The organism is Arenibacter sp. ARW7G5Y1, from assembly GCF_003201775.1.
Lineage (GTDB): Bacteria > Bacteroidota > Bacteroidia > Flavobacteriales > Flavobacteriaceae > Arenibacter.
Genome location: NZ_QJJZ01000008.1, coordinates 145,737 through 168,293, shown reverse-complemented (window position 1 = coordinate 168,293; position 22,557 = coordinate 145,737). Strand labels below are relative to the sequence as shown.

Here is a 22,557-nt window from a genome sequence, read left to right as displayed (position 1 = left end):
AGGGGCTTAAAGACTCCATTTAGATATTAATGGGATTATTTGATAAACTTTTCGGGGGAGGAAAAAGAAAGGTTTCCAAGGAAACTGTGGAAACGAGAGGGCAACATATGCCCGACTTAAACATTCCTGTTGACGAAAAGTTTACCATTAATTTTAAACATAATGGTGGCAAGTTCCTATATTGTGATTCCATAAATGAGGTGTTCAACAATTTGGACAATATTATCATTGAAAATCAATGGCAGGACCAAACCTTTTTTTCAATGGATAAAAGATTGGAGGAAAAATTCTCCAAACAAGAGATAAATTTCACCAACCTACCCAATAATAGCGAAATATTTTTCACCACCTGTGAACATTTAGTTGCACAAAATGGTTCCATATTGGTTTGCTCCAATCAATTGAAGGAAAGAAAACTACACGAATTACCTTCAAATGTTATTGTTTTTGCCACTACCAGCCAAATGGTCGAATCTATTGGAGAGGGATTAAAGACAATTAAAAAGAAGTATAAAAATGTAATTCCGGCCAACATTACTACCATAAAACATTTCCAACCAACGGCTGAAAATTCAGACGATTTCTTAACTTACGGAAGTAGTTCTAAAAATCTTTATCTTTTACTTCTGGAAGACTTATAACATGAAAGAAATTTTAAGGCGCTTACTTACAGGTGCGGTATATGTAATTCTGTTACTTTCCGCCGTATTCCTAAGTTCCGATGCGTTTGATTTTTTATTTATGACCTTTGGACTCGCCTGCCTTTACGAGTACAAACGCATGATAAAACTTCCTGGCTACCATATTTTTATAGCCTACTTGGCGCTGTGGTGGGCATTTATTTACCTTATTGATGATAAGGTTCTCATCAATATTCTAATGTTCATTACCATATCGATTAATTTTATATTGCTGTATTACCTCTTTTCAGGAAAAGAAAAACCGTTCAACAATTTGCAAAAGTTTATTATTGGCTTATTTTATATAGGCGGAGGGTGTATTTTCCTTACTATGATACCTTATAAGGACAATGAATTTGCAAAACTGCTGATCATGGGGATATTTATCCTTATTTGGGTAAACGATACCTTTGCATATTTGGTAGGAAAAAGTATTGGCCGTCATAAATTGTTCCCCTCCATTTCCCCGAAAAAAACAATAGAGGGAGCCGTTGGAGGTTTTGTTTTTGCCTTGGCTGCGTCCTATTTTTTATCGAAATATGAGACCAATATCTCTTTGGGACAATGGTTGATACTGGCCACTGTGATAGTAATTACAGGAAGTTTGGGCGATCTTATAGAATCAAAATTTAAAAGGGCCGCCGGTGTTAAGGATAGTGGAGCTATTTTACCAGGGCACGGTGGCATGCTGGACAGATTGGACAGTTTGGTTTTTGCCGCACCTTTCGCATATTTAACTTTAATTATTTTTTCCCATGTTTCATAAAGAAGGACAAAAAATTATTATAACAACCTTTATTATAGTTTGTTCCATTGTGGTATTGGCCAATTATTTTATAGATATAACTTGGCTTAAATTTGGACTTCAAATAGTTTCCTTGCTTATCCTTATTTTGATCCTACAATTTTTTAGAAATCCCAAAAGGAAGGTTTCCAAGAATTTTGATGAAATATTGGCTCCGGTAGATGGTAAGGTAGTAGTTATTGAGGAAGTGGAGGAAACGGAATATTTTAAGGCAAAGCGGATCCAAGTGTCCATTTTCATGTCTCCCATAAATGTACACGTAACAAGATACCCCGCCAGTGGACTGGTTAAGTTTTCAAAATACCATCCCGGAAAATATCTAGTGGCATGGCATCCCAAATCCAGTGAAGAGAATGAAAGAACCACTGTAGTTATAAACACTCCCAAGTTTGGCGACATCCTCTACCGACAGGTGGCTGGGGCCATGGCACGTCGTATCGTAAATTACGCCGAAGTTGGTGAAAGTGTACAACAGGGAGAAGATGCAGGATTTATTAAATTTGGCTCTAGAGTAGATTTGTTCTTACCTTTGGATAGTGCAATTACAGTAAAATTGCACCAAAAAGTAACTGGGGCAAAAACATGTATTGCAACTACAAGGGTTAAAAAAGAAAATGAAGACTGATAAACTAAAACAAGATTTTATAGCTGCGGTCGATTTTGTCAATGATTATACAGACCCTTTGCCTGCGGATCTTTTATTAAAACTATATGCCTATTTTAAAATTGCGAACCGCAATTTTAGCCATCCGGGAAGCAGGACCCCTTTAATAAATGCCTTTAAGGCCAACGCCCTTATCCAAGCTAAAAACGTAAGCATTGAAGAAGCTATGCAGCGATATATAGCTTTGGTAGACAAAGAAATTAGGAACCACAAATAGTTTTTTGTACAAATCTGCCCTGATTTGCTTTTCAAAGTTTAAATGGCCCCATAAGCAGACCGGACTAAAAACTTATATTTTCCATGCTCCCCTTTTCCTAATGAATGCCAATCCAAAATATTTTAGTTGAAAACTTAATACTTATGAAGCCAATCGCAGTCCGGTTTCCCCATTTTCAAAATAAGTAAAATATATACTGGCAAAAATGGTAATTAGGAAATAGGCCACAATCCATAGATCGGCCTGGGGAAGGTACGCATTGAGGCCAAACCAGTCTCCTAAATAAACTATCCATATTATTCCGGCCACCCCCCTGACAACCTCTATCCCCACAGCATATTTTTTCCTATCCATCAAAGTGGTATATCCAAAGATGCCAATAAAAATAAATCCACTAAATATAAGTAGACCCTCAAAACCAATTTGAGTATAGTTGTAGAACATAAACATCATTAATCCCAAACTTATGAGCATTTGAAAAACCACATAAAGTTTCAGACCCTTGGTGGCGCTAGGTGCATATCTTTTAAAATTGTAAACATCCCCAATAATAGCAATAGGATACTTTTCCTTAACATCATCGGGCCTCCAGCCCGTAGGCATAAACCAAATGCGTATTTTATCCCAAAAACTCCTGGTTCGCCAGGCGTCCTGCAATAACCGCCATAAATGCTGAAAATTAATAATTATCGGATTCCAGCTACCCGCAGGCTTCAACACCCCATATTGTGGAGGAACCTGATCCAATTCTTCCTGAAATGTACCAAACATGCGATCCCAAACGCACAATATTTGTCCTAGGTTTTTATCTATGTATTCCGGATTTATGGCATGGTGTACCCGGTGCTGGGATGGGGTGACCAAAATATATTCCAACCAACCCATCTTTCCTATATGTCTGGTATGGTACCAGAATTGTGCAAACAAATGTATGGGGGCCAAAACAGCTATTACCTTGTGGGGCACTCCCAAAACCGCTGCTGGGAGCAGGAATAGGGAAAAATAACCCACTAGGTTGCTGATGGGCTGCCTAAGGGCACAGGCAAGATTAAATTCTTCACTGCTATGGTGGATTACATGCTGATTCCAAAAAATATTTATTTTATGGCTGAGCCTATGGTTCCAATATCCCGCAAAGTCCAGAACAACAAAGGCAACGCCCCATACCAACCAATTGGCTTTAATTTCCGTTATAGCCAAATGTTCCAACAGAAAAGGATAGGAAATTACGATCACTGCCAGCCCCAAGGTATCCTTAATTATATTGGTCAACCCAGAACTTATACTGGAAACCGTATCCATAACCTTATGCATTTGTTTTTTTACAAAATAGCCATAGGTTATTTCTATAGTTAAAAGGATTACAAAAAATGGGATGGCATATAAAAGCGCTGTAGCGTAGGTCTCCATAAAGCAAAGTAAATTCTGAAGTCTGTAACAAATATAATGAAATTCGTTATTTTTTCATTACCACCTGTTTTAAAACCAAAACCATACCCACCTTAAGTAGTCAATAACAAAATCCAAATATGTGGAAAACAATTGGATTCTTGTATTAAAACCGTATTGGCATTCCGATAAAGCTTTGCTTTCAATTTAAATAAAGTATAAATTAGTTGTATATCCCTTATATTCGCTTTTACATGAATTTAAGACATTCCATAGTTACCCGATTTGCGCTTTTCTTCACAGGCCTAATCATTTTCTCCATTCTTTTATCCGGGTACTTGGTCTTTAGAAAGGCTTCACAAGTTATTACGGCCCATTCAAAAGAACGTATTATGCATGGCTCTCAATTGGCAGAACAGTCCTTTTATGCCTTACTCAACGAGGTTACCAATGACATTGCCGTAATAGCCTCGAGTCCAACCCTACAGCAACATATATTTCACCCCTCAGAAAAAACCATCCACGATATTGATCAGCTTTTCCGAATTATATTGGAAAACAAAGAAACTTATTTTCAGATCAGGCTACTGGAGGCCGATGAAAACGGTAAAGAGATTATTCGTTTCAACAAATTGGACGGACAAGTACTGAAGTCGGACAATCTACAACAAAAAGGGGACCGGGAATATTTTAAAGAGGCCGTTCAAATAAATAAAGGAGAACACTATTTTTCCAATATCAATTTGAATGAGGAATACGGTGTAATAAGCACCCCCTACACCCCTACCCTGCGTGTTGCCAGTCCTATTTTTGACCATGGAAACAGAAAAGTTGGTATTTTGATAATCAATATAAACCTAAATCCGCTATATCTAAGCCTCGATCAAATTGCCGGTAACGACAGTCGGTTCTATTTAATAGATGCAGAGGGCCAGTATTTATATGCACATGACAGGTCTCTTCAATTTGGTCAACAGACCCGGAAATTTCAAAATTTTTATACCGATTTTAATGTCAGTAATAGTTCCCAAGAACCTCCAAAAAATGGTTTTCAACAGTTAGTAGGGCAAAATGACGGCCGTTATTTGAGTTATTTTAAGGAGTTGTCCTATTTCGATGGAAAGCGAAAAATATATCTGATTTCCAATATAGGCCAAAATATATTGCTGAAAAATGCCCTTAAGGTTCGCGCCGAAAGTATTCAGACATTGCTATGGGTATGCCTCTTATCCATTCTCCTGTCGTGGTTCTTCACCAATTTATTTTCAAAAAAAATCAACAAAATTACCAGAGCGATCAGCAACTATGACCAGGGCATTCCCGATGATCATACCCTACCCACCAACCGAAAGGACGAAATAGGGATCTTGGCGAATACCTTTACCAAAATGAAGGTGAAAATTGATCAACATGTCCATGAGTTGAACACTGCCCTGGAGAAAGAACAGCTGGCAAGAAGACAACGGGATGAATTTTTACAAAATATGAGTCACGAAATGCGCACACCTTTAAATGCTATTTTGGGGCTAACAAAGTTGTTGTACAAAAATGCCTCGGAGCCACAACTACCCATAATCCATTCCCTGGAAAGAAGCAGCAATAGCTTGGCCGGCCTGGTATACGACGTTCTGGACCACCAGAAATTAGTGGAAGGCAAACTGCATATCCAATTGGAACCTACCAATATTGCGGAGCTTTTAAGGGACATCCACTCTACTTATTTGTACGAAGCCGTTCAAAAAGGGCTTACTTTCAATTTAAGTATAGACGAAAAGCTCGAAACCACCCTATTTCAGACCGATGCTTTAAGATTGACCCAGATAGTTACAAATCTTGTGGTAAATGCCATAAAATATACCAAAAAAGGTATTATTAGCCTCTCCGCTACAGTTAACGGCTCGGAAAATGAAACACTATATATAAAAGTGACCGATACCGGGGTTGGGGTACTCCCCAAAAATCTTGATAGGATAAACGACCGTTTCTTTATGGAAAAAAATGATCTCTCCGGCAGGTATGGCAGCTATGGTCTTGGCCTTTCCATTGTAAAACAGTTAACAACGCTTTTTGGAGGTACTTTAGTGGCTTCTTCAGAAAAAGGGGTGGGCTCCGAATTTACGATCCGAATCCCAACCATATCCACTTCTACCCAAAGGGTTATAAAACCCGTGCAAACAGCAACACTGCCCCTTCCAAAACTAAGCGGTAATTACACCATCCTGCACATAGAGGATGATGTATCCACTATGGAACTGTTAAAACATATTCTAAATTTCGACCAGATTACCTTACTTCAGACCAAATCTTTGGACGAGGCCTTGAAAAGTATAATTTCAGATACACCCGATTTGATCATAAGTGATTTAATGCTCGAAAATGAAAAAATAAACACCAGATTGAAGGATTGGATCAAAACCAAAAAGATAAAATGCCCCCTTATTATTATATCCGCCCTGGATGCGTCGGAAGCCAATACTCCGTACAGTGAATATTTTCAAAAACCCTTCCAAATAGACCATTTAAAAGATACCGTTTATAAAATTTTGGGCAGCAAGGAATTTAAGGCTCCGGATTTTTCAAATATCTATAACAATTATGACCATGAGATCCCTAAAATAAACAAGGTCCTGAAATTACTGGAGAAGGAATTTGAAAATTATCTAACGGGAATAAACAAAATTGGTTTGAACAGGGATCAAGTGAAATGGGAAGCGATAATACACAAATTAATAGCCAATATCCACAATCTTAAATTGACCGAACTGGAGGAGGTACTCCCAGACAAAATATCAGATTTAAACACAGATCACCTCAACCAAATAAATAACATTTTTGCTTATTATTTGTGCTGCATTAGAGCGGAAATACACCTTAATTTAAAAGCTGGATCTTCCTGAGCAATTCAGTGGCATATCGTTGACTAACAGGGACGTGTTCCTTATTTATTTCCACGGCACCTGTATGTATCACGTCTATCATATTGAGATTAATGATATAAGAGCGATGTACACGTTGAAAGAAATCGGGAAGTTTAGGTTCAAGATCTTTTAGGGCCATAAGTGTCAACACCTTCTTGTTTTTAAAAACTATGGCAATGTAATTTGCTTCCGCTTTAAAATAGGCGACCTCCTTCAATTTTATTTTTACCAGTTTACCACCTTCCTTTATAAACAATCTAGCATCCTTTTCGGGCACTTTTCTATTATTGGAAATGAATTCCTTCGCTTTTAAAACTCCCTTATAAAACCTGGAGAAATCCAGGGGTTTTACCAAAAAATCAACAATTTTGGGATAGTTATAGGAATCCAATGCAAAATCTTTGTTGGAAGTAACCATTATAACGGCGGAATCGGAATTGAGGTCCAATATATCCCTGCCCGTAATATCGGGTAGATTGTAGTCCAAAAAAATAAGATCAAAGGAGGTACTATTAATAAGGTTAATGGATTCAAAACCGGATACCGTTGTAGTGACACCAGCTATCTCATTGATCTTACTGCAAAAATGCTCAAGCAAATCACAAATCAACGGATCATCATCAACAATTAAACATTTCATGATCTTATCCAATATATTACCAGTTTCATCAAGCAATATAATCATTTCGTATAAAAAATAATTTTCACTTCATCTAAAATTCTACTATTGTTATTAATAAAACCAACTACCATGTACTACCAAAGACTTCTCTTACCTATACTTTCCCTATTATTTTTTGCATTGATGGGCTGTAAGGAGCAATCCAAGACTTCCAAAAATTTGGGGGACAATCTGATGGCCATGGCCGATGAACCACGGGGGAAGGACAACGTAGCTTACCAATGGGCCTATATGGCCCTGGAAGGAACTGCTTTGGATACAGATCGCTTTAAGCCTAGGCCCACGGTTACTTCAAGATATCTTGGACTCATATGCACTGCCATGTTCGATGCCTGGACACGATTTGATGACAAGGCACAACCCTTGTACCTAAAAGACGTAGAGCGCTTTCCTGAAAACAAAAGAACACTTAAGAATAAGGAAATTGCCGTTAGTTATGCCGCGTATAGGGCCTTGAAGGAATACTATTATTCCGACAGTACAATGTTCAGGGAAAAAATGATCGCTTTGGGCCTTGACCCAGATAATCAATCCAAGGATGCTAGTACCCCGGAAGGAATTGGAAACTTGGCTGCAGCTATGGTGATCAATGCCCGAAAAAATGATGGCTCCAACCAATATGGGGAAGTTGAAGGTTCCAATGGTCAGCCCTACTTTGATTATACCAATTACTCACCGGTAAATGACATTGACAAGAATATTGACCTCAACAGATGGCAACCAAAGTATTTTATAGATGAGGACGGCAATAAGTACAATCCAGGCTGCCTAACGCCATATTGGCAAAAAGTAAAACCTTTATTATTGGAGACGGCGGATCAGTTTAGACCTGGACCACCTCCTATGGTGGGTTCCGAACAATTGGAAAAAGAAGTTCAGGAGGTAATTGACCTGCAAGCCAATTTAACCCCAGAAAATAAAGCCTTGGTAGAGTTTATGCGAGATGGACCCAAATCTGTTCAACAGGCCGGGCATTGGTTGAAATTTGCACAAGACGTATCTGCCCGGGACAACAATACCTTGGACCAAGACGTAAAAATGTATTTTTTGGTTGAATCCGTTGCCATGGATGCCTTTATCTCTTGCTGGGATTCCAAAATGTTCTATGATTATACCCGCCCTTATGCTTTGGTACACGATTACTATCAGGACAAGGTAATTAAAGCTTGGGGTGGACCCGATAAAGGTATGGTAAAAATGAAGGGAAAGGATTGGAGGCCTTACTCCCCCGATGCCTTTCTTTGCCCTCCTTTTCCCAGCTACGTTTCCGGCCACAGTACCATTAGCGGAGGATGCGCCGAGGCCCTGCGCTTATTTACCGGGGACGACCATTTTGGGGCAGAAGTTGAACTGGTTCCGGGAGCACTTACAGAGCCCAATAATCTTGACGACCCGGTTGTCATAAAATTCCCAACTTTTACCGAAACAGCCGAAATGGCAGGAATTTCCAGAGTAATGGGAGGATATCATATCCAGGCCGATAATGTGGCAGGATTGGAACTGGGCAGACAAGTAGCTAGGCACCATTATAAGAAATACCTAAAGCTTATAGGGGAAGGTGAAACAGCGGTCAACCAATAGACACCAAGCTTATAAAACCCGTTTTTCTTATCAAGGACATTCGCAATCTAACTGAATAAAACCAATACCAACAAACCGTAATAAATGATAAGATTGACCAAAAATGGAAGAATGCTAAGTATTAGCATAGGGATAGTATACCTATGGTTTGGATTTCTCAAATTTTTCCCTGGATTGAGTCCGGCGGATTTGCTGGCAAAACAGACCATTTCACTGTTGACCTTTGATCTCCTTCCTGAGAATATCGGGATATTATTACTTGCCATATTCGAAGTTGTAATTGGTCTATGCCTAATTTTTAACCTTCAACTCAAAAGAATTATCATTGCGGCCATAATACACCTTGTACTCACTTTTATTCCAGTAGTATTCTTTCCCGAAATTTCCTTTTCCAAGGCACCATTTTCCCTCACTTTGGTAGGACAGTACATAATTAAGAATATCGTAATTATCAGTGCCCTACTTTTGATTTATCAAAGGCCGTACAATAAGGTTTCCTAATGCTGCGTAGAGGGTTTCGGTATCGTACATTGTAAAATGTCCTATAATTATAATGGTAGCATGGAGCATGTTTCAAAGGGTGATAAAACTTCCTTTATTAATTGGATCTAGCCCTATGGTATCATAAAGATTTTTAGAAGAAAACAATTACTTAAATTCCTTTCCATGAAACTAAAATGCGTATGCCGTACAAAAAGCATTCTTTTAATTGCCTTTGTATTAGGTACCGCAAGAATGAGTGCCCAAGGATGTGTAGCTATTAGACACTTTTCCTCCTGTGTAGGGAACAGTCTGGAAAACAACCTTTTAGGCAAGGGGAACCTTCAGGTTGGCATGAATTATAGATATTTCAAATCCTTTAGGCATTTTAGGGGTACGGAAGAGGAGGCCGATAGGGTTGCCAACAATACAGAGGTAATTAATTATTCGCATGCGTGGGACTTTTCACTTACCTATGGTATATCCAACCGTTTCTACACCAGTATCACCATACCCACCGTAATAAATTCCAGATCGTCCCTTTACGAGCACGGTAGGGAGGAAAGAAACAGTACTTTTTCCAGGGGGTTGGCCGATATAAGGGCTGGTGTTGGATATTGGCTATTAAATCCAGTTTTGAACCCCAGTAAGAACATTGCAATTGGTTTAGGGGTAAAGCTACCCACCGGGAATTATAATGCAACCGACGTATTTTACAATGTAGGGCCAGAAGGCAACCCTGAAGTACGCCCTGTTGACCAATCCATTCAACCTGGTGACGGCGGTTTCGGACTTTCCATCGATTTTCAATTTTATCAGAAAATTAGTACCGGGCTATTTGCCTATGGCGGTGGTTTTTACCTCTTCAACCCAAGGGAAGTCAACGGCATCAGAACCTTTAGGGAAACGCTTAGCCCTATTTTGGAAAATGAGGCTATCATGGCTGTACCTGACCAATATTCCGTTCGTACAGGCCTTAGCTATAGTTTGTCCAATGTTATTTCCACGTCCTTGGGTGCCCGGTTCGATGCCGTACCTGTGAAGGACATTATTGGTGGCAACCAAGGCTTTCGTAGACCTGGAAATGTCCTGTCCATAGAGCCTGGCATAGCCTATATGTATCAGAATTTTACCTTAAATCTAAATCTACCTATTGCCGTACGCAGGGATAGACCACAAAGTGTTACGGACAGACAAACCGAAATAAGTACCGGAAGTCCCCGAAATGGAGATGCCGCCTTTGCCGATTATTTAATAAATTTTGGAGTATCCTACCGCTTCGCCAAAAGCAAAACAGTGGAAATAGACCCTTCCCTGAAGGATGCTTTTAATTAAAAGACGGATTACCAGTCTATGGGACGATAATCCTTTAGAAACTTACCACACCAATGTTTACCGGTATTAATGCCATCTATCAAAGGATCCAACACCCTAGCGGCACCATCAACAATATCCAAGGGCGGTTGAAAATCATGGACTTCCTCCTTTCTTTTGGACAACTCTATGGGATCCTCATCCGTTACCCAGCCTGTATCCACAGCGTTCATATAAACACCATCTTTGGCAAAGTCCAAAGCCGAAGTGTGTGTCATCATATTTAACGCAGCCTTGGCCATATTGGTATGGGGATGCCTATCCTCCTTGTAAAACCTATGGAATTTTCCTTCCATGGCCGATACGTTAATAATATGTTTCTTACCTGTATTTTCCTGACGCATAAGCTTTGACAAGCGATTACAGAGTACAAAGGGTGCAATGGCGTTCACCAATTGCACTTCTATCATTTCCGGAGTCTCTATCTCGCCCAATTTTAATCTCCAGCTATTGGTTTTCCTCAGATCCACTTGCTGAAGATCGGCATCCAATTCGCCTTCGGGAAAAACTTCCTTGGCAGAAAGGGAGCTATCAAAACTGTAGGGAATCTGGGATAGCTTTGCAGACGCCCTTATACCAATACCGGGTTCCGGTGCATGCCAATTAACGGGCAAGGCATTATTTTGGGCACTCGCTGTACCTTGGCCCAGGTTATTTAGTTCCTGCAAGCAGAAATCATGATCGGACAACACTTCCCGTGCGCGTGGAGGTAATTCCTGAAAAGGAACTCCCTCATTTTTCATTAGGTGTTGGTAAAAGCCTGCGGGCCTTCTCACCGTTTGGGCCGCATTGTTGATCAAAATATCCAATCGGTGGTATTGTTGTTCTATAAAATTGCAAAAGATTTCAACACTAGGGATATGTCTTAGGTCCAGGCCATGGATTTTTAGTCTATGTCCCCATTCGTGAAAATCCTCTTCCTTGGAAAAACGCATTGCGGAATCTACTGGGAATCTTGTAGTTGCTACCACAGTTGCACCAGCCCTTAGCAAGATTAAGGTAATATGATAGCCGATTTTTAGTCTGGACCCGGTAACTATGGCTACCTGCCCACTAAGATCGGCCGTCTGAAACCGTTTTGCATAATTAAAATCTCCACATTCTGGACACATGGCGTCATAGAAATGATGTAACTTGGTATAAACAGTTTTACAGACATAGCAGTTTCTAGGGGATTCCAATTCCAGCTCTTCCGAAGATTTCTTATTGGGCGCTGCCAACAATTTTGGGGCTACAAAAACTGCTGCTTCCCTGGCACTTCTTATTCCTGTTTCCTTCCGCGCATGTTTATCGCGCTCTATCATTTTGCGTTTTGCGGCCTTGGCCGCATCCTTCTTCCGTTGTTTAAATTCATTCTTGGCCGGCCTGGATAATTGTCCGGCTGCCTTTAACAACGCCACTCTTTTATCCTCTGGAAGTTCAAAAACCTTATGCCCGTTACAAACCAACTTATTTAGCAGGGAAATACACTGATCTATCTCCTCCGAGCTTATTGTCTCCTCAACATTCTCCCACCTATCTGCCAGATTATTACTACCCATTTTCCCAAAAATTAAAATCCTGCAAATGTAAGGTTTAAATTAGATTGCAACAACAGAACCATTTAGCATAAAAACAAGGCAAGTGCAAGCCTGTTCCAACATGGACGATTCTGTACAAACAGATGAAGGCCATCCTAGTTTTAATAAACTGCTTTAAATATATTTATATCAAAACGGAACAATTGGACATGATTCAAAATATGCCCAAAACAGGAGCGCAGACCTGAATTGTTTTTAATGGAAGTAGCGTTTTAATCAAAAGGCCCCACCATAATGTGCGCCCTATGCGTTCCTGGATCCATTAACCAGGGCATCCCAGGGGCATGGGGCTTGTCCGGCAATCCTGTAGATTCCGTGGTGGCAAACGGAGTGTAAATAACATATCTAAATTTACCGTTCTGCAGCGCTCCGGTAGTAATATCATAATCCTCGGATTTCCCATAATATACGTACATCATACTTGGCTCCTTGGGCATTTTCAATTTACCAGTACCCACTTCCTTTTCTCGAATTTTTTCCCGCTCCTCCCCGGTAAGGCCTTTCGCGGACAGCTCTCTTCCACGGGCCATGAAGGGTTCCAGTTTTTTGGAATAACATGCCACATTGATTCCATCCTTATTGGGGTTGTCCCCTATACAAATTAGATTATTGGTTCCCTTTCGCAAAACAACCAGTTCCCCGGAACTATTATATCCATAAACCATAGCACCATCCTTTTTTTCATCCGGGGCGGGCAAAACAGCAGTTTTGATTTGAATCTCCTTGGGAGGAACTTCTTTGTTAGTTTCTTGCGCCATAAAAGGAAGCACCGTTAATAGCAGCATACCTAGAATTAGTTGTTTCATGAGTGATTTTTTTATTTTCTGATTAATATTGTTAATGGACCCCTACCAGCAATACGGAATACCAAATTGAATTTCCTGCAATTCCCTAAAGATAAAAAATTTGTATCCAACCCATTTGGGAATCTATTGAATAATTTACTTCACAAATCCAACTTAATTCTTAATGGGATAATCTAAATTTACCTGCTAAACTAAAATCCCATCCAACTATGACGGTTTACGAATTTTTAGACACCCTGAGAAGGACTCCCGAGGAGATAACCTTTGGGGACACCATTGGTATTATTGACACCTTTTATAATTTTTCCCCTACAAGATTTTCCAATGGGGAAATTATTAATGAGGCAGGCCAAAATTCAGGATCCTGTAAAGTATTCTCTTTTGCACAACATCACAAATTGAGCAAAGAGCAAACCTTGGCCTGCTTTGGTTCCTATTACAGAAAAGACGTTCTGGAACACCCAAAGGGTACGGACCACCAAAACATTCGTAATTTTATGATCAGTGGTTGGGAAGGTATATCTTTCGACCACGAGGCCCTCAGCATAAAATAACACCAATGAAAATCTTGTCCGGACCTTTGATCCTATCAAGGATTGGGACAGATATGCATGACTGATTATTTTATCATGGATGCCGAACCTTTATCCAAAAACAGGACGGATTCGGGGTGGGTCCTTAGTATGGAAGCCGGACAGTTGGTACTGATAACCCCATAAAGGCTATTATAAACGGCCTGTGCCTTTCTTTCGTCGGGTACTACACAACTAATGGCCTTACAACTCATAATGGCGGTAATGGTAAGCGTAAGGGCCTCTTTGGGCACATCGTCAAAAGTTGGAAACCAGCCCTCTCCAAGTTGTTGGTTTCTACAAGCCTCGTCCAACTCTACCACCTTTACCAATTTGGGGTCTTTAAAGTCGGCCACTGCGGGATCATTAAAGGCTATATGTCCATTTTCACCTATTCCAATGCAGGCAATGTCTATTGGATGTGCCTGCAACGCCTCTTCATAGTTTTTGATTTCCAATTCCAAATTTGGTGCATCGCCATTTAAGAAATATATCTTTTTAGGTGCTACCCTATTCAAAATACGTTCTTTAAGATACTTTCTAAAACTAGCGGGATGGGCTTCGGATATGCCTTTGTATTCATCCAAGTGAAATACCGTTATCTTTCCCCAATCAATTTCCTTGGTCTGCAGCGCCTCTAAAAACGAAAACTGGGATGCTCCCGTAGCCAATATAATATTGGCTGCACCCTTTTTGTTTATGGCCGCCCGTAATTTTCCAGCCACATAATCGGCCGCAGCTGCTCCCATGGCCTTTGTTTCCCCATAGGTTTTTACTGCTAAATTTTCGATTTGAAATGATCTTTCCATTGTTACTTTTTTAAATAAATTCTGCAATTGCAAACCAGGTGGTAAGCAGTGAAAATAGGATTACGGCCACTAGGCCTAAATTAAGCTTGGTACCAGCCTTGTTATTGCCCATCAATTTATGTCTGTTTATCAAAATAAACATAGGTACCGCTACGGCTGGCAGGATACAAGCCTGAAAAGCCTGGGAAAACACCATAAGCGCCGGTGGCCTTTCCTCTAAAAAAACGGTCCCAAAAGCAAACACCAAAGCGCCGAATATCAGCATTCTGGACGAGGTGGAATGAATGTTTCTTGGAGTCCCCCTATAATCGGCAACTAGCCATGGGGCTATTAGCACAATCGGAAATATAGTGGAAAGTCCGGCTCCTGTAATCCCTATTATAAGAACAAAAGCTGCCAATTTGCCCCCCAAAGGCTCAAAGAGGGATATCATCTCTACCGTATTGTCTAGTTTCATGCCCGAAATGTGCAAGGTTCCCGCGGCAACGGCCATGATGACACCGCTCAATAAAAGCATCATAAAAGCCGAGACAAAAGCATCGGTTTTTTCCTTTTTTAGATCATTTATACCCCATCCCTTTTCCGCCACCACCGTACTTCTCATTACAAAAACAGCCGCCGAACAAGTGGTTCCCGTAATGGCAGCAATAAGCCCCAAGGCACCTGGTGTGTCCGGAATACTCGGAACCATGCCGGACATAATATCGGCCATATCGGGACGGACCATTATAAAAACGACTACAAAGGACAGTCCCATCAAAATAACCAAAACCGTCAATACTTTTTCAAAGGCCTTATACCGGCCAAACCATAAAAAGAATGACAGGATTATCACAAAAAACAGGATGATCCACCCTCTTTGAATTACCACTCCGTTATACGCCAAGCGCACCCCTTCCTGCACCAAATCGGCCACAATTCCCATTACCCCCATAAGAGCCAATAATTCGCCAATTATGAGCACTAGTATAATATAAAGCGAAAGTATCCAGCCCCATTTAAACTCCTGTTTAAAATTAAACAGGGCAGTCCTTCCCGTAACCAAGGTAACCTTGCCATAGGCAACCATTAAAATATAGGTAAAAACGCAGGACAGTACCAATGCCCAAAAAAGGCTCATACCGTATTCGGCACCCGTCTTGGCCATTGTGGTAACACTACCCGTTCCAATATTATACCCAATAAGAAAAAGCCCCGGGCCTACCGCGCTTAGTCCCAATAGAATTTTCTTAATCAATGATTTATTGCCCATATACTGCTTTTAAATAATCAATTTTTAAACAAGTCCCTCTAAATCGAACATTATGGAAGACAACAAGGAACTACTCCTTGGAATAAACCAATTCTCCGGACACAAATGTTTTATATATAACCACCTTCTTATCTTCAAGCTGAAAAAGTATAAGGTCTGCCCTTTTTCCTTGTCCTATTTCGCCTAGGTCATTTAATGAGAACAATTCTGCGGGATTTGTACTTGCCATTTGAATGGCATCTTTAAGAGTGCATTGTGTATAATCCATAATTACACCTACACAGGCACTAATTGGTGATGCCGCCCCGGCCAGTACATTTTCCTTGGGCAATTTCACCACATTGGGGGTCAGCAATAGGGTACGTTCACCTCGGGTATATTCTCCTGGTGGCAAGCCTGCCAGATCCAAGGCATCAGATACCAAAATAGTTTTATTGGGGCCTTTTACCTTATAAAAACTCCGTACTTCCTCCTTGGTCAAATGAAATCCGTCCGCTATAATACTGGGCGTAATCCTATCATCGGCCAACTGCGGCCAAAGCGGATTATGATGTCTGTTGATCTCGTTGGCACAACCGTTGCCCAAATGGGTGGCCATTTTAGCCCCTGCATCTATGGCACGTTCTATATCTTTGGCACTTCCATTGTGATGGCCAAGTGCCACTATAATACCATTGGCTACACAATTGCGGATAAAGGGAATGGCACCTTCCAATTCAGGGGCCAAGGTTATTAACTTTATACCGTTGTTGGCCGCCCTTTGTAATTCCTGAAATTCTTCCCAGTCCGGATTTTTTATGTACTTCTCCAAATGCGCTCCCCTAAATCCCGGCAGTGGAGATATGTAAGGACCTTCCAAATGAAAACCGGGAATGGAAGCTCCTATTTCCGGATCTTTTTGTGCCTGTGCCAGAATGGCAAAATTCTTTTTCATCCTCTTGAAATCGCTCGTAATGATAGTCGGGAAATAGGTGGTGACCCCAACCTTCCACAAAGCCTTGGTAGCCTTCCGTATTCCTTCAACGGTAAGATCGGGACCAGAAAAATCGACCCCCATAAAGCCATTGATCTGGACATCGATCAAGCCAGGGGACATATACATTTTTGAAACATTGGCCTCTTTGTCAAGGCGGTTTATTCCCGAAATCTTTCCTGTATTGGTAGAAAGGGAAACCCATCCTTCATCGGAATACAAAACACCCTCTATTGCCTGGGCATCCTTGGATTGTGATATTGCCATATTACTAAAAAAGAACAGCACTATAATGGGTGTATATTTAAATTTCATAACTATTTATTGATTTTACACTTAACTGACCAGAATCAATTTTATCTAAAAACTAATCAACCTATTTAATTCTACGAATCTTGATATTCCTAAACCAGGCATCGTCCTTATGGTTTTGTAGCACAATATGGCCATTTCTCTTATCCAAAAACCCTGGGATATCGACATATTTGCTCTTTTTAAACAAGGAATCCAAATGCTGGGACCCAAATTCATAAGAAACTACCTTTTTTCCGTTTAGCCAGTGCTCCACGTGTTTGTCATTGATCAATATGCGACTAGAGTTAAACTCCCCAATTGGTCTTACCATTGCGTTTTCAGCTGCAATCAAATCATAAAGGCTCCCAGTGTATTGGGAAGGCTTTAATTTGCCTGCATAAAGGGTATCCGAATCATCCAGCAATTGGTATTCAAACCCAAGGGCAGCATATTGGGAACCGAACTTTTGCGACATTTCCTCGGACACATTGTACTTTAAGCCTGTGTTCCCCGCTTTTAATATTTTCCATTCAAAATACAATTCATAATTCTCAAAAGTATCCACGGTCATTAAATCGCCACCCTCCATGGGTTGGCCATCGGGCATGGAAGGAACCTCGCCACTATTCAGTTTTCGTATGGTACCATCCTCAACTTTCCACAGTTCGCTTTGAACATCCTCTCTACCCAAACCTTGCCAACCATTCAGGGATACTCCGTTAAAAAGCAGCTCCCAGCCCTGCTCCTTCTCCAAATCTGTTAGACTATTATTAAGTACAATGGGCGTCCCTGACTCCTTTGCTATCTTTGTCTTTTTGTTCTTGCACCCAAGAAACACCAAGGCGCATATTATAGCCACTGTCCAAAACAATGGATACGACTGCTTATTATACATCATCATCCTAGTTCTACGGATTCCCACTTACCGGAAATTATGGATTTTTGAAGCGCTTCCAGAACGGCAATACCATGTATGATACTCTCATGGCTGCGGGGTTCCTTACCGGTACTGAACATGGTTACCATGTCTACATAATTTTTATCGGGACCAACGGTTTTCACTCGCGACTTTAATTCCACCACTCCTTCCTCGGTTTCAACAAAGGTCTGCCACCCGTACTTTTTGGTAGTAATTACCAAAGTAGCCATCCTTCCGTTTTCAAATATCAAGCTGGCAGTACTGTTTAGGTTTTCCTTTTCATTTTTGTTGAACTTCGCGGAAACAATTTTCTCGTCAAAAAGATAGATAAGAGGTTCTACCAAATGTACCCCGTAAAAGAAAAAGCCTCCATAAATAGAATTAATATCTGCCTTCCCATAACAGGTAATTTGATTTATTTCCTTCATTTCTTCCAATTGCTTCCTCATATCATCCGTACCGTGGCTATGCGCTATGGAACTATAGGATGTTACCGGAGTACCGACAGATCTCGCCATTTCCAGAAACAATTTTGCGGCCTGACTGCTATAACAAAAAGGCTTGTCCACAAAGGTGGGGATTCCCGCCTTTACAAAGGGTAGGGCCGCATCCAGATGAAGGTCGCCATGTCTATGGTCTACGATCAACGCGTCTATCTTGCCCATCATTTCCAAAGGATCCTTTACTATAATAGGAATACCCCCCTCATCTTTAGCCAGTTGGGCATACTCGTCTTTTTCCCCCCAAACGAATTTAACTTCCCATCCAGGAAACTCCTTATCTTTATTGAACATTTTCCCAAAACCTCTAGTATGCGAGTTTTCAGCACCAATAATTCCAATAATTTTTGTTTTCTTTTTCAGGTTTTCTCCTGATTTCAATTGTGAAAACATAGTTGTGGGTACGGACAGGGCCAATGTTGAAAAGGCTGCCCCTTTGCCCAACTTTTCCAAAAACGATCTTCTATTTGCCATATTTATATTTTATAATTTCATTTCCCATCCTTTTTCATAAGAACGGCTCCATAATTTTTGAGCATCATTATCCTCCAGAATATGTCCATTCCTGGAATCTATATTCAACGACCTACCGGTACGCTGTGCTATATTTCCCAGCTGCACCAACAAGGTACTTTTATGTCCCGAGTCTATATCAGCATTCAGGCTGGACCCGCTCAAAATGGCGTCGAACATGTTTTGTATGTGCAAGGCATCCAAAAGTTCGGCAGGATTGGAATTGTTTCTAGGATCTATTTCTTGGGTATTTTTCACTTCTTTTACCAGTTTTCCCTCCAAATCGAAAATGGAATAGCTATTGCCTCCAGGGATAAGCATACTACCGTTTTCCCCATAGAACATTACTCCTACAGCACTACCTTCTATAGGGTTTCCGTTACAGCTTCTACCTTCCCACGACATGGACATTCCGTCTGCAAAATCCAAATTAATCACTTGGGTGTCCGGCGTCTCCCAATCGTCCTGGTACCTATACCTACCACCGTTGGAACTCACCTTTATCGGATAGTCCACCTGCATACCCCAACGCAGTAAATCTATCATATGGGTACCGTTATTAAGGGCTTCCCCCGTACCCCAATGCCATAGCCAATGCCAATTGTAATGCACAATATTGTCCTTATAATTTTTTCTAGGGGCCGGACCTTGCCAAAGATCCCAGTCCAACCACTTGGGAACCTCAACCTCCTTCCCTATTCCAATGGATTGCCGGTTATTGGTATACCAACCCTTACCAAAATATACCCGTCCTATGGCACCGGACTTCAAGGCATTTATACCTTCGACCACATTGGGCCAAGAGCGGCGCTGGTTCCCCATTTGAATCACCTTTCCATATTTCTTTGCGGCCTGCACCAAAATTTCTCCCTCATTGGGGTTGTGGCTACATGGTTTTTCTACATACACATGTTTTCCTGCCTCCATGGCCAGGAGCGATGCCGGAGCGTGCCAATGATCGGGTGCGGCAATTACCATGGCGTCTACATCCCTACTTTCCAAGGACTTGCGGAAATCGGCATAAGTTTTCGGATCCCTTCCCTGCCTTTTTTTAACGGCGGACACACAATTCATTATAGCCCTACTATCCACATCACAGACATGGATTACCTCACTGTTCTTTTGGCTTGCAAAATTTTGCGCCAATGCCTTTCCCCTACTATTGACCCCCATCATGGAGACATTAATTCGGTCGTTGGCACCTAGAATTCGCGCATAGCTTTTAGCGCTAAATTGAGGTAGCATTCCTGCGGCCGCAATTAGGGCCGAACTGGCAGCCGTTTTTTTTATAAAACTTCTTCTCGAGTTTGAATTTGTTTCCATGCTATCCAAATATGATAATTTATTGTATTGTTTATCTCCTATTTACTTAAAAAGGGCTAGTACAGATTGGAAAATTCCAGCCCAAGTTTATTGATTTCCTCGTTGGAAACTTCCCCCGAACACACTAAGGTGCGAAACGCGAAACGAACAGAATCGCCCTTCTTTAAGCTCAGGTTCATTGATTCCTTGCCGTCCGAAAATACATGCTGCCCCAATGGGTTTACGGCAAAAAGGCCATAGCCTCGGGCATGCCAATAGGCCGGATAACCCGGATTCTTTTTATGGTCCAGAATCACCACGGCAACTTTTTCGTCTTTATATTTTCCAAAAAGTTTCATCCATTTGGCGCGGGTACCCCAAACATCCCCACCGGTAATTCCTTCACTGCTTAGATAATCTCCCGAAACCACATCATTATTAATTACTTTGATAGTTTCAGGATTTCCATGTGCATCCGTTAGCATTAGTGGATCGTCCGATGGCAGTTCCAGTTCACGACTCACCCTAATGGCAAACATACCTTCCTTGGTATCTTTGAATAAAATATCCTCTTGGGCCGTCCATGTACTTATCCAATCAATGATCCTGACCTTGCCCCTATCCATAAAGTGAAGATCTATGTCTTCCGTAATTTGGGTCCGACCGCCAGCTTCCCACTTGGTTTTGACGCGAATGGTCCCTTTGCTATCATCAGCCTTGGTCCCAACCACCTCTTGATGCCTAATTACGCCACTAAATTCCTTCCTATCTTTCGGGGTAGCCTCTGAATGCCCCCAATAATCAATACCGTTTACATCTCCGTAATTCATCCACATTCCAATGTGGTGCGGATGATCTGCACGCTCTCCGGCTACGCTCTTCAAGGGATATTTTCGCGTAATTTCCGTACCTTCCGATGTCACTATGGGCCACAAACACGGCTTCATAATATTATCAGGGTAGATGTAGGAAGTAAATAATTCATCCCCAAAGTAGACATCCACTTTTTGTTCGGACACTTTATTTTCCACCCTAATAGCTGGTTTTTCCACTTCTTGCGCAGAATCTGCCTTGTTCTTATTGGACTTACTATTTCCACAAGAACCGAGCAACAACAGCAAAAGCGTGCAAACGGGCAACCCCAATTTAATTTCTTTTTTCATTCCTTAGGCTTATTGAAAATTAATATAATAATCTACGTTTTCCTTAATAATTATATCCAGAGGCACATACTGTACAGCGGCGGGCGATTTTTTATACACAAAAAAATCGAACAAAGTCTTGACCGCCGTTACCCCTTGAAAAACAGGTCTTTGAGAAATAATATAATCGATATTTCCATTCTTTAATTCAGCCACATTTCCAGGGACAGTATCAAACCCCACCACCTTTATGTCCAATTCGTGCAGGGCGTGGTACCTAGAAATTAGATGTGCCCTGGAATTACTTACAAACACTCCTTTGGTTCCTGGATTTTTAATATAGTATTTGGTAAGCTCCCTATTCACTTCTGCTTCCAGGGTTGTGGGTATGGTAATCGAATTTATTTTCCTGCTGTTTAATACCGTGTTGCTTTTAAAGAACTCCCTAAACCCTTTTTCCACAGTTCCTGTGTGGGCACTATTCTCCAGCCCCTTTACCAAGTTTACAACAAGAATATCCTCGGTGGGACCTAAAATTGAATTCAATAATTTTCCCGCTATATATCCACTACCCTTTAAGTCGGGGCCAATATAACTTAGGTTTTTCTTATTGGGGATGTTGGCATCAATAAAGACATAAGGAATATTCCTTTCCTGGAGCTTATTCACAAACCACAAACTTTCCTTTTCAAAAAGTGGGGCCAAAATTACACCACTTGGATTTTTCCCAAGGATGGTCTCGGCATTTTTGACAAAACTGGATTCGTCGAACAAACTGTACTCATAGGAGCCCAGCTCCAATCCAAAATCCCTATAAACCTCCACTCCCTGATCTACCCCTATTTTCGGCAAAGTCCAATAACTTTGGGAAGAAGTTGCTTCCGGAAACAGACTAAAAATTGTGAACTGCCTACCCAAAGCCAATGTTCTTGCGAGGAGATTGGGATTAAAATTCAATTTCTCAATGGCCTCTTCCACTTTTTTTCTTTTGGCCAAAGAGACCTTCCCCCTATTGTGCAATACCCTGTCAATGGTTCCAATGGAAACATTGGCATAGTCCGCCAGATCCTGTATAGTGGTCTTTTTATTTTTTACCATTGTAAAT

21 protein-coding genes are annotated in these 22,557 nt (G+C 41.0%); 9 read left to right on the top strand and 12 right to left on the bottom strand.

The annotated features are described in order from the left end of the window. Positions 1 to 29: 29 nt before the first annotated feature. Genes C7972_RS13155 through C7972_RS13140 form a run of 4 tightly spaced genes read left to right on the top strand, consistent with a single transcriptional unit; the run spans position 30 to position 2,366 of the window. Entirely contained in the window at positions 30 to 641 is a 612-nt protein-coding gene (locus C7972_RS13155) for an LUD domain-containing protein (protein ID WP_110356641.1), read from the top strand. A 1-nt stretch (position 642) separates the two neighbouring features. Next, positions 643 to 1,446, top strand: coding sequence for a phosphatidate cytidylyltransferase (locus C7972_RS13150; RefSeq protein ID WP_110356640.1), 804 nt, complete (start codon positions 643 to 645; stop codon positions 1,444 to 1,446). Next, positions 1,436 to 2,110, top strand: a complete 675-nt coding sequence (locus C7972_RS13145) for a phosphatidylserine decarboxylase family protein (RefSeq protein ID WP_110356639.1) — start codon at positions 1,436 to 1,438, stop codon at positions 2,108 to 2,110. The genes C7972_RS13150 and C7972_RS13145 overlap by 11 nt, the downstream gene beginning before the upstream one ends. Then, entirely contained in the window at positions 2,100 to 2,366 is a 267-nt protein-coding gene (locus C7972_RS13140; RefSeq protein ID WP_110356638.1) for an acyl-CoA-binding protein, read from the top strand. The genes C7972_RS13145 and C7972_RS13140 overlap by 11 nt, the downstream gene beginning before the upstream one ends. A gap of 141 nt (positions 2,367 to 2,507) precedes the next feature. On the opposite strand, the gene C7972_RS13135 is transcribed toward C7972_RS13140, so the two are convergent. Beyond that, complete coding sequence (locus C7972_RS13135) at positions 2,508 to 3,776, bottom strand: sterol desaturase family protein (RefSeq protein ID WP_110356637.1); 1,269 nt, start codon at positions 3,774 to 3,776, stop codon at positions 2,508 to 2,510. A 233-nt stretch (positions 3,777 to 4,009) separates the two neighbouring features. On the opposite strand from C7972_RS13135, the gene C7972_RS13130 reads away from it, so the two are divergent. Next, on the top strand, positions 4,010 to 6,652 hold the full coding sequence (locus C7972_RS13130; RefSeq protein WP_110356636.1) for an ATP-binding protein: 2,643 nt from the start codon (positions 4,010 to 4,012) through the stop codon (positions 6,650 to 6,652). Here the strand turns inward: C7972_RS13130 and C7972_RS13125 are convergent. Next, entirely contained in the window at positions 6,627 to 7,358 is a 732-nt protein-coding gene (locus tag C7972_RS13125) for a LytTR family DNA-binding domain-containing protein (protein WP_110356635.1), read from the bottom strand. The genes C7972_RS13130 and C7972_RS13125 overlap by 26 nt on opposite strands. A gap of 66 nt (positions 7,359 to 7,424) precedes the next feature. Between C7972_RS13125 and C7972_RS13120 the strand changes: the two genes are divergently transcribed. The 3 genes from C7972_RS13120 to C7972_RS13110 all read left to right on the top strand — a co-directional run bounded on the left by C7972_RS13120 (position 7,425) and on the right by C7972_RS13110 (position 10,751). Next, positions 7,425 to 8,936, top strand: a complete 1,512-nt coding sequence (locus C7972_RS13120; RefSeq protein ID WP_258364859.1) for a vanadium-dependent haloperoxidase — start codon at positions 7,425 to 7,427, stop codon at positions 8,934 to 8,936. 111 nt (positions 8,937 to 9,047) lie between these two features. Then, positions 9,048 to 9,437 carry a doxx family protein gene (locus C7972_RS13115; protein WP_258364858.1) on the top strand — a complete coding sequence of 130 codons (390 nt, stop codon included), beginning with the start codon at positions 9,048 to 9,050 and terminating at the stop codon, positions 9,435 to 9,437. Between the two features lie 165 nt (positions 9,438 to 9,602). Then, a complete protein-coding gene (locus C7972_RS13110) occupies positions 9,603 to 10,751 on the top strand; it encodes a hypothetical protein (protein ID WP_110356633.1) in 1,149 nt (382 codons plus the stop codon). An 8-nt stretch (positions 10,752 to 10,759) separates the two neighbouring features. Here C7972_RS13110 and C7972_RS13105 read toward each other — a convergent pair whose 3' ends face one another. After that, entirely contained in the window at positions 10,760 to 12,331 is a 1,572-nt protein-coding gene (locus C7972_RS13105; RefSeq protein ID WP_110356632.1) for an SDR family NAD(P)-dependent oxidoreductase, read from the bottom strand. Between the two features lie 251 nt (positions 12,332 to 12,582). Then, the gene (locus tag C7972_RS13100) at positions 12,583 to 13,176 is read right to left on the bottom strand and encodes a hypothetical protein (RefSeq protein ID WP_110356631.1); all 594 of its coding nucleotides are present in this window, start codon (positions 13,174 to 13,176) and stop codon (positions 12,583 to 12,585) included. A gap of 209 nt (positions 13,177 to 13,385) precedes the next feature. On the opposite strand from C7972_RS13100, the gene C7972_RS13095 reads away from it, so the two are divergent. Continuing rightward, positions 13,386 to 13,730 carry a HopJ type III effector protein gene (locus C7972_RS13095; RefSeq protein ID WP_110356630.1) on the top strand — a complete coding sequence of 115 codons (345 nt, stop codon included), beginning with the start codon at positions 13,386 to 13,388 and terminating at the stop codon, positions 13,728 to 13,730. A 65-nt stretch (positions 13,731 to 13,795) separates the two neighbouring features. Here the strand turns inward: C7972_RS13095 and C7972_RS13090 are convergent, their stop codons facing one another. The 8 genes from C7972_RS13090 to C7972_RS13055 form a co-directional block, all read right to left on the bottom strand. Further along, positions 13,796 to 14,557 (bottom strand): glucosamine-6-phosphate deaminase, encoded by a 762-nt coding sequence (locus tag C7972_RS13090; protein WP_110356700.1) that lies wholly within the window; start codon positions 14,555 to 14,557, stop codon positions 13,796 to 13,798. A 10-nt stretch (positions 14,558 to 14,567) separates the two neighbouring features. Next, positions 14,568 to 15,809 carry an Nramp family divalent metal transporter gene (locus C7972_RS13085; RefSeq protein WP_110356629.1) on the bottom strand — a complete coding sequence of 414 codons (1,242 nt, stop codon included), beginning with the start codon at positions 15,807 to 15,809 and terminating at the stop codon, positions 14,568 to 14,570. A gap of 70 nt (positions 15,810 to 15,879) precedes the next feature. Then, positions 15,880 to 17,097, bottom strand: a complete 1,218-nt coding sequence (gene nagA, locus C7972_RS13080) for an N-acetylglucosamine-6-phosphate deacetylase (RefSeq protein ID WP_110356628.1) — start codon at positions 17,095 to 17,097, stop codon at positions 15,880 to 15,882. Between the two features lie 61 nt (positions 17,098 to 17,158). Next, positions 17,159 to 17,998 carry a DUF1080 domain-containing protein gene (locus C7972_RS13075; RefSeq protein ID WP_146216321.1) on the bottom strand — a complete coding sequence of 280 codons (840 nt, stop codon included), beginning with the start codon at positions 17,996 to 17,998 and terminating at the stop codon, positions 17,159 to 17,161. After that, positions 17,974 to 18,969 carry a Gfo/Idh/MocA family oxidoreductase gene (locus C7972_RS13070; RefSeq protein ID WP_110356626.1) on the bottom strand — a complete coding sequence of 332 codons (996 nt, stop codon included), beginning with the start codon at positions 18,967 to 18,969 and terminating at the stop codon, positions 17,974 to 17,976. The genes C7972_RS13075 and C7972_RS13070 overlap by 25 nt, the downstream gene beginning before the upstream one ends. Positions 18,970 to 18,978: 9 nt before the next feature. Further along, positions 18,979 to 20,331 (bottom strand): Gfo/Idh/MocA family protein, encoded by a 1,353-nt coding sequence (locus C7972_RS13065; protein WP_110356625.1) that lies wholly within the window; start codon positions 20,329 to 20,331, stop codon positions 18,979 to 18,981. A 56-nt stretch (positions 20,332 to 20,387) separates the two neighbouring features. Continuing rightward, complete coding sequence (locus tag C7972_RS13060) at positions 20,388 to 21,473, bottom strand: PmoA family protein (RefSeq protein ID WP_110356624.1); 1,086 nt, start codon at positions 21,471 to 21,473, stop codon at positions 20,388 to 20,390. Between the two features lie 9 nt (positions 21,474 to 21,482). After that, entirely contained in the window at positions 21,483 to 22,550 is a 1,068-nt protein-coding gene (locus C7972_RS13055; RefSeq protein ID WP_110356623.1) for a LacI family DNA-binding transcriptional regulator, read from the bottom strand. Between the last annotated feature and the right edge of the window lie 7 nt (positions 22,551 to 22,557).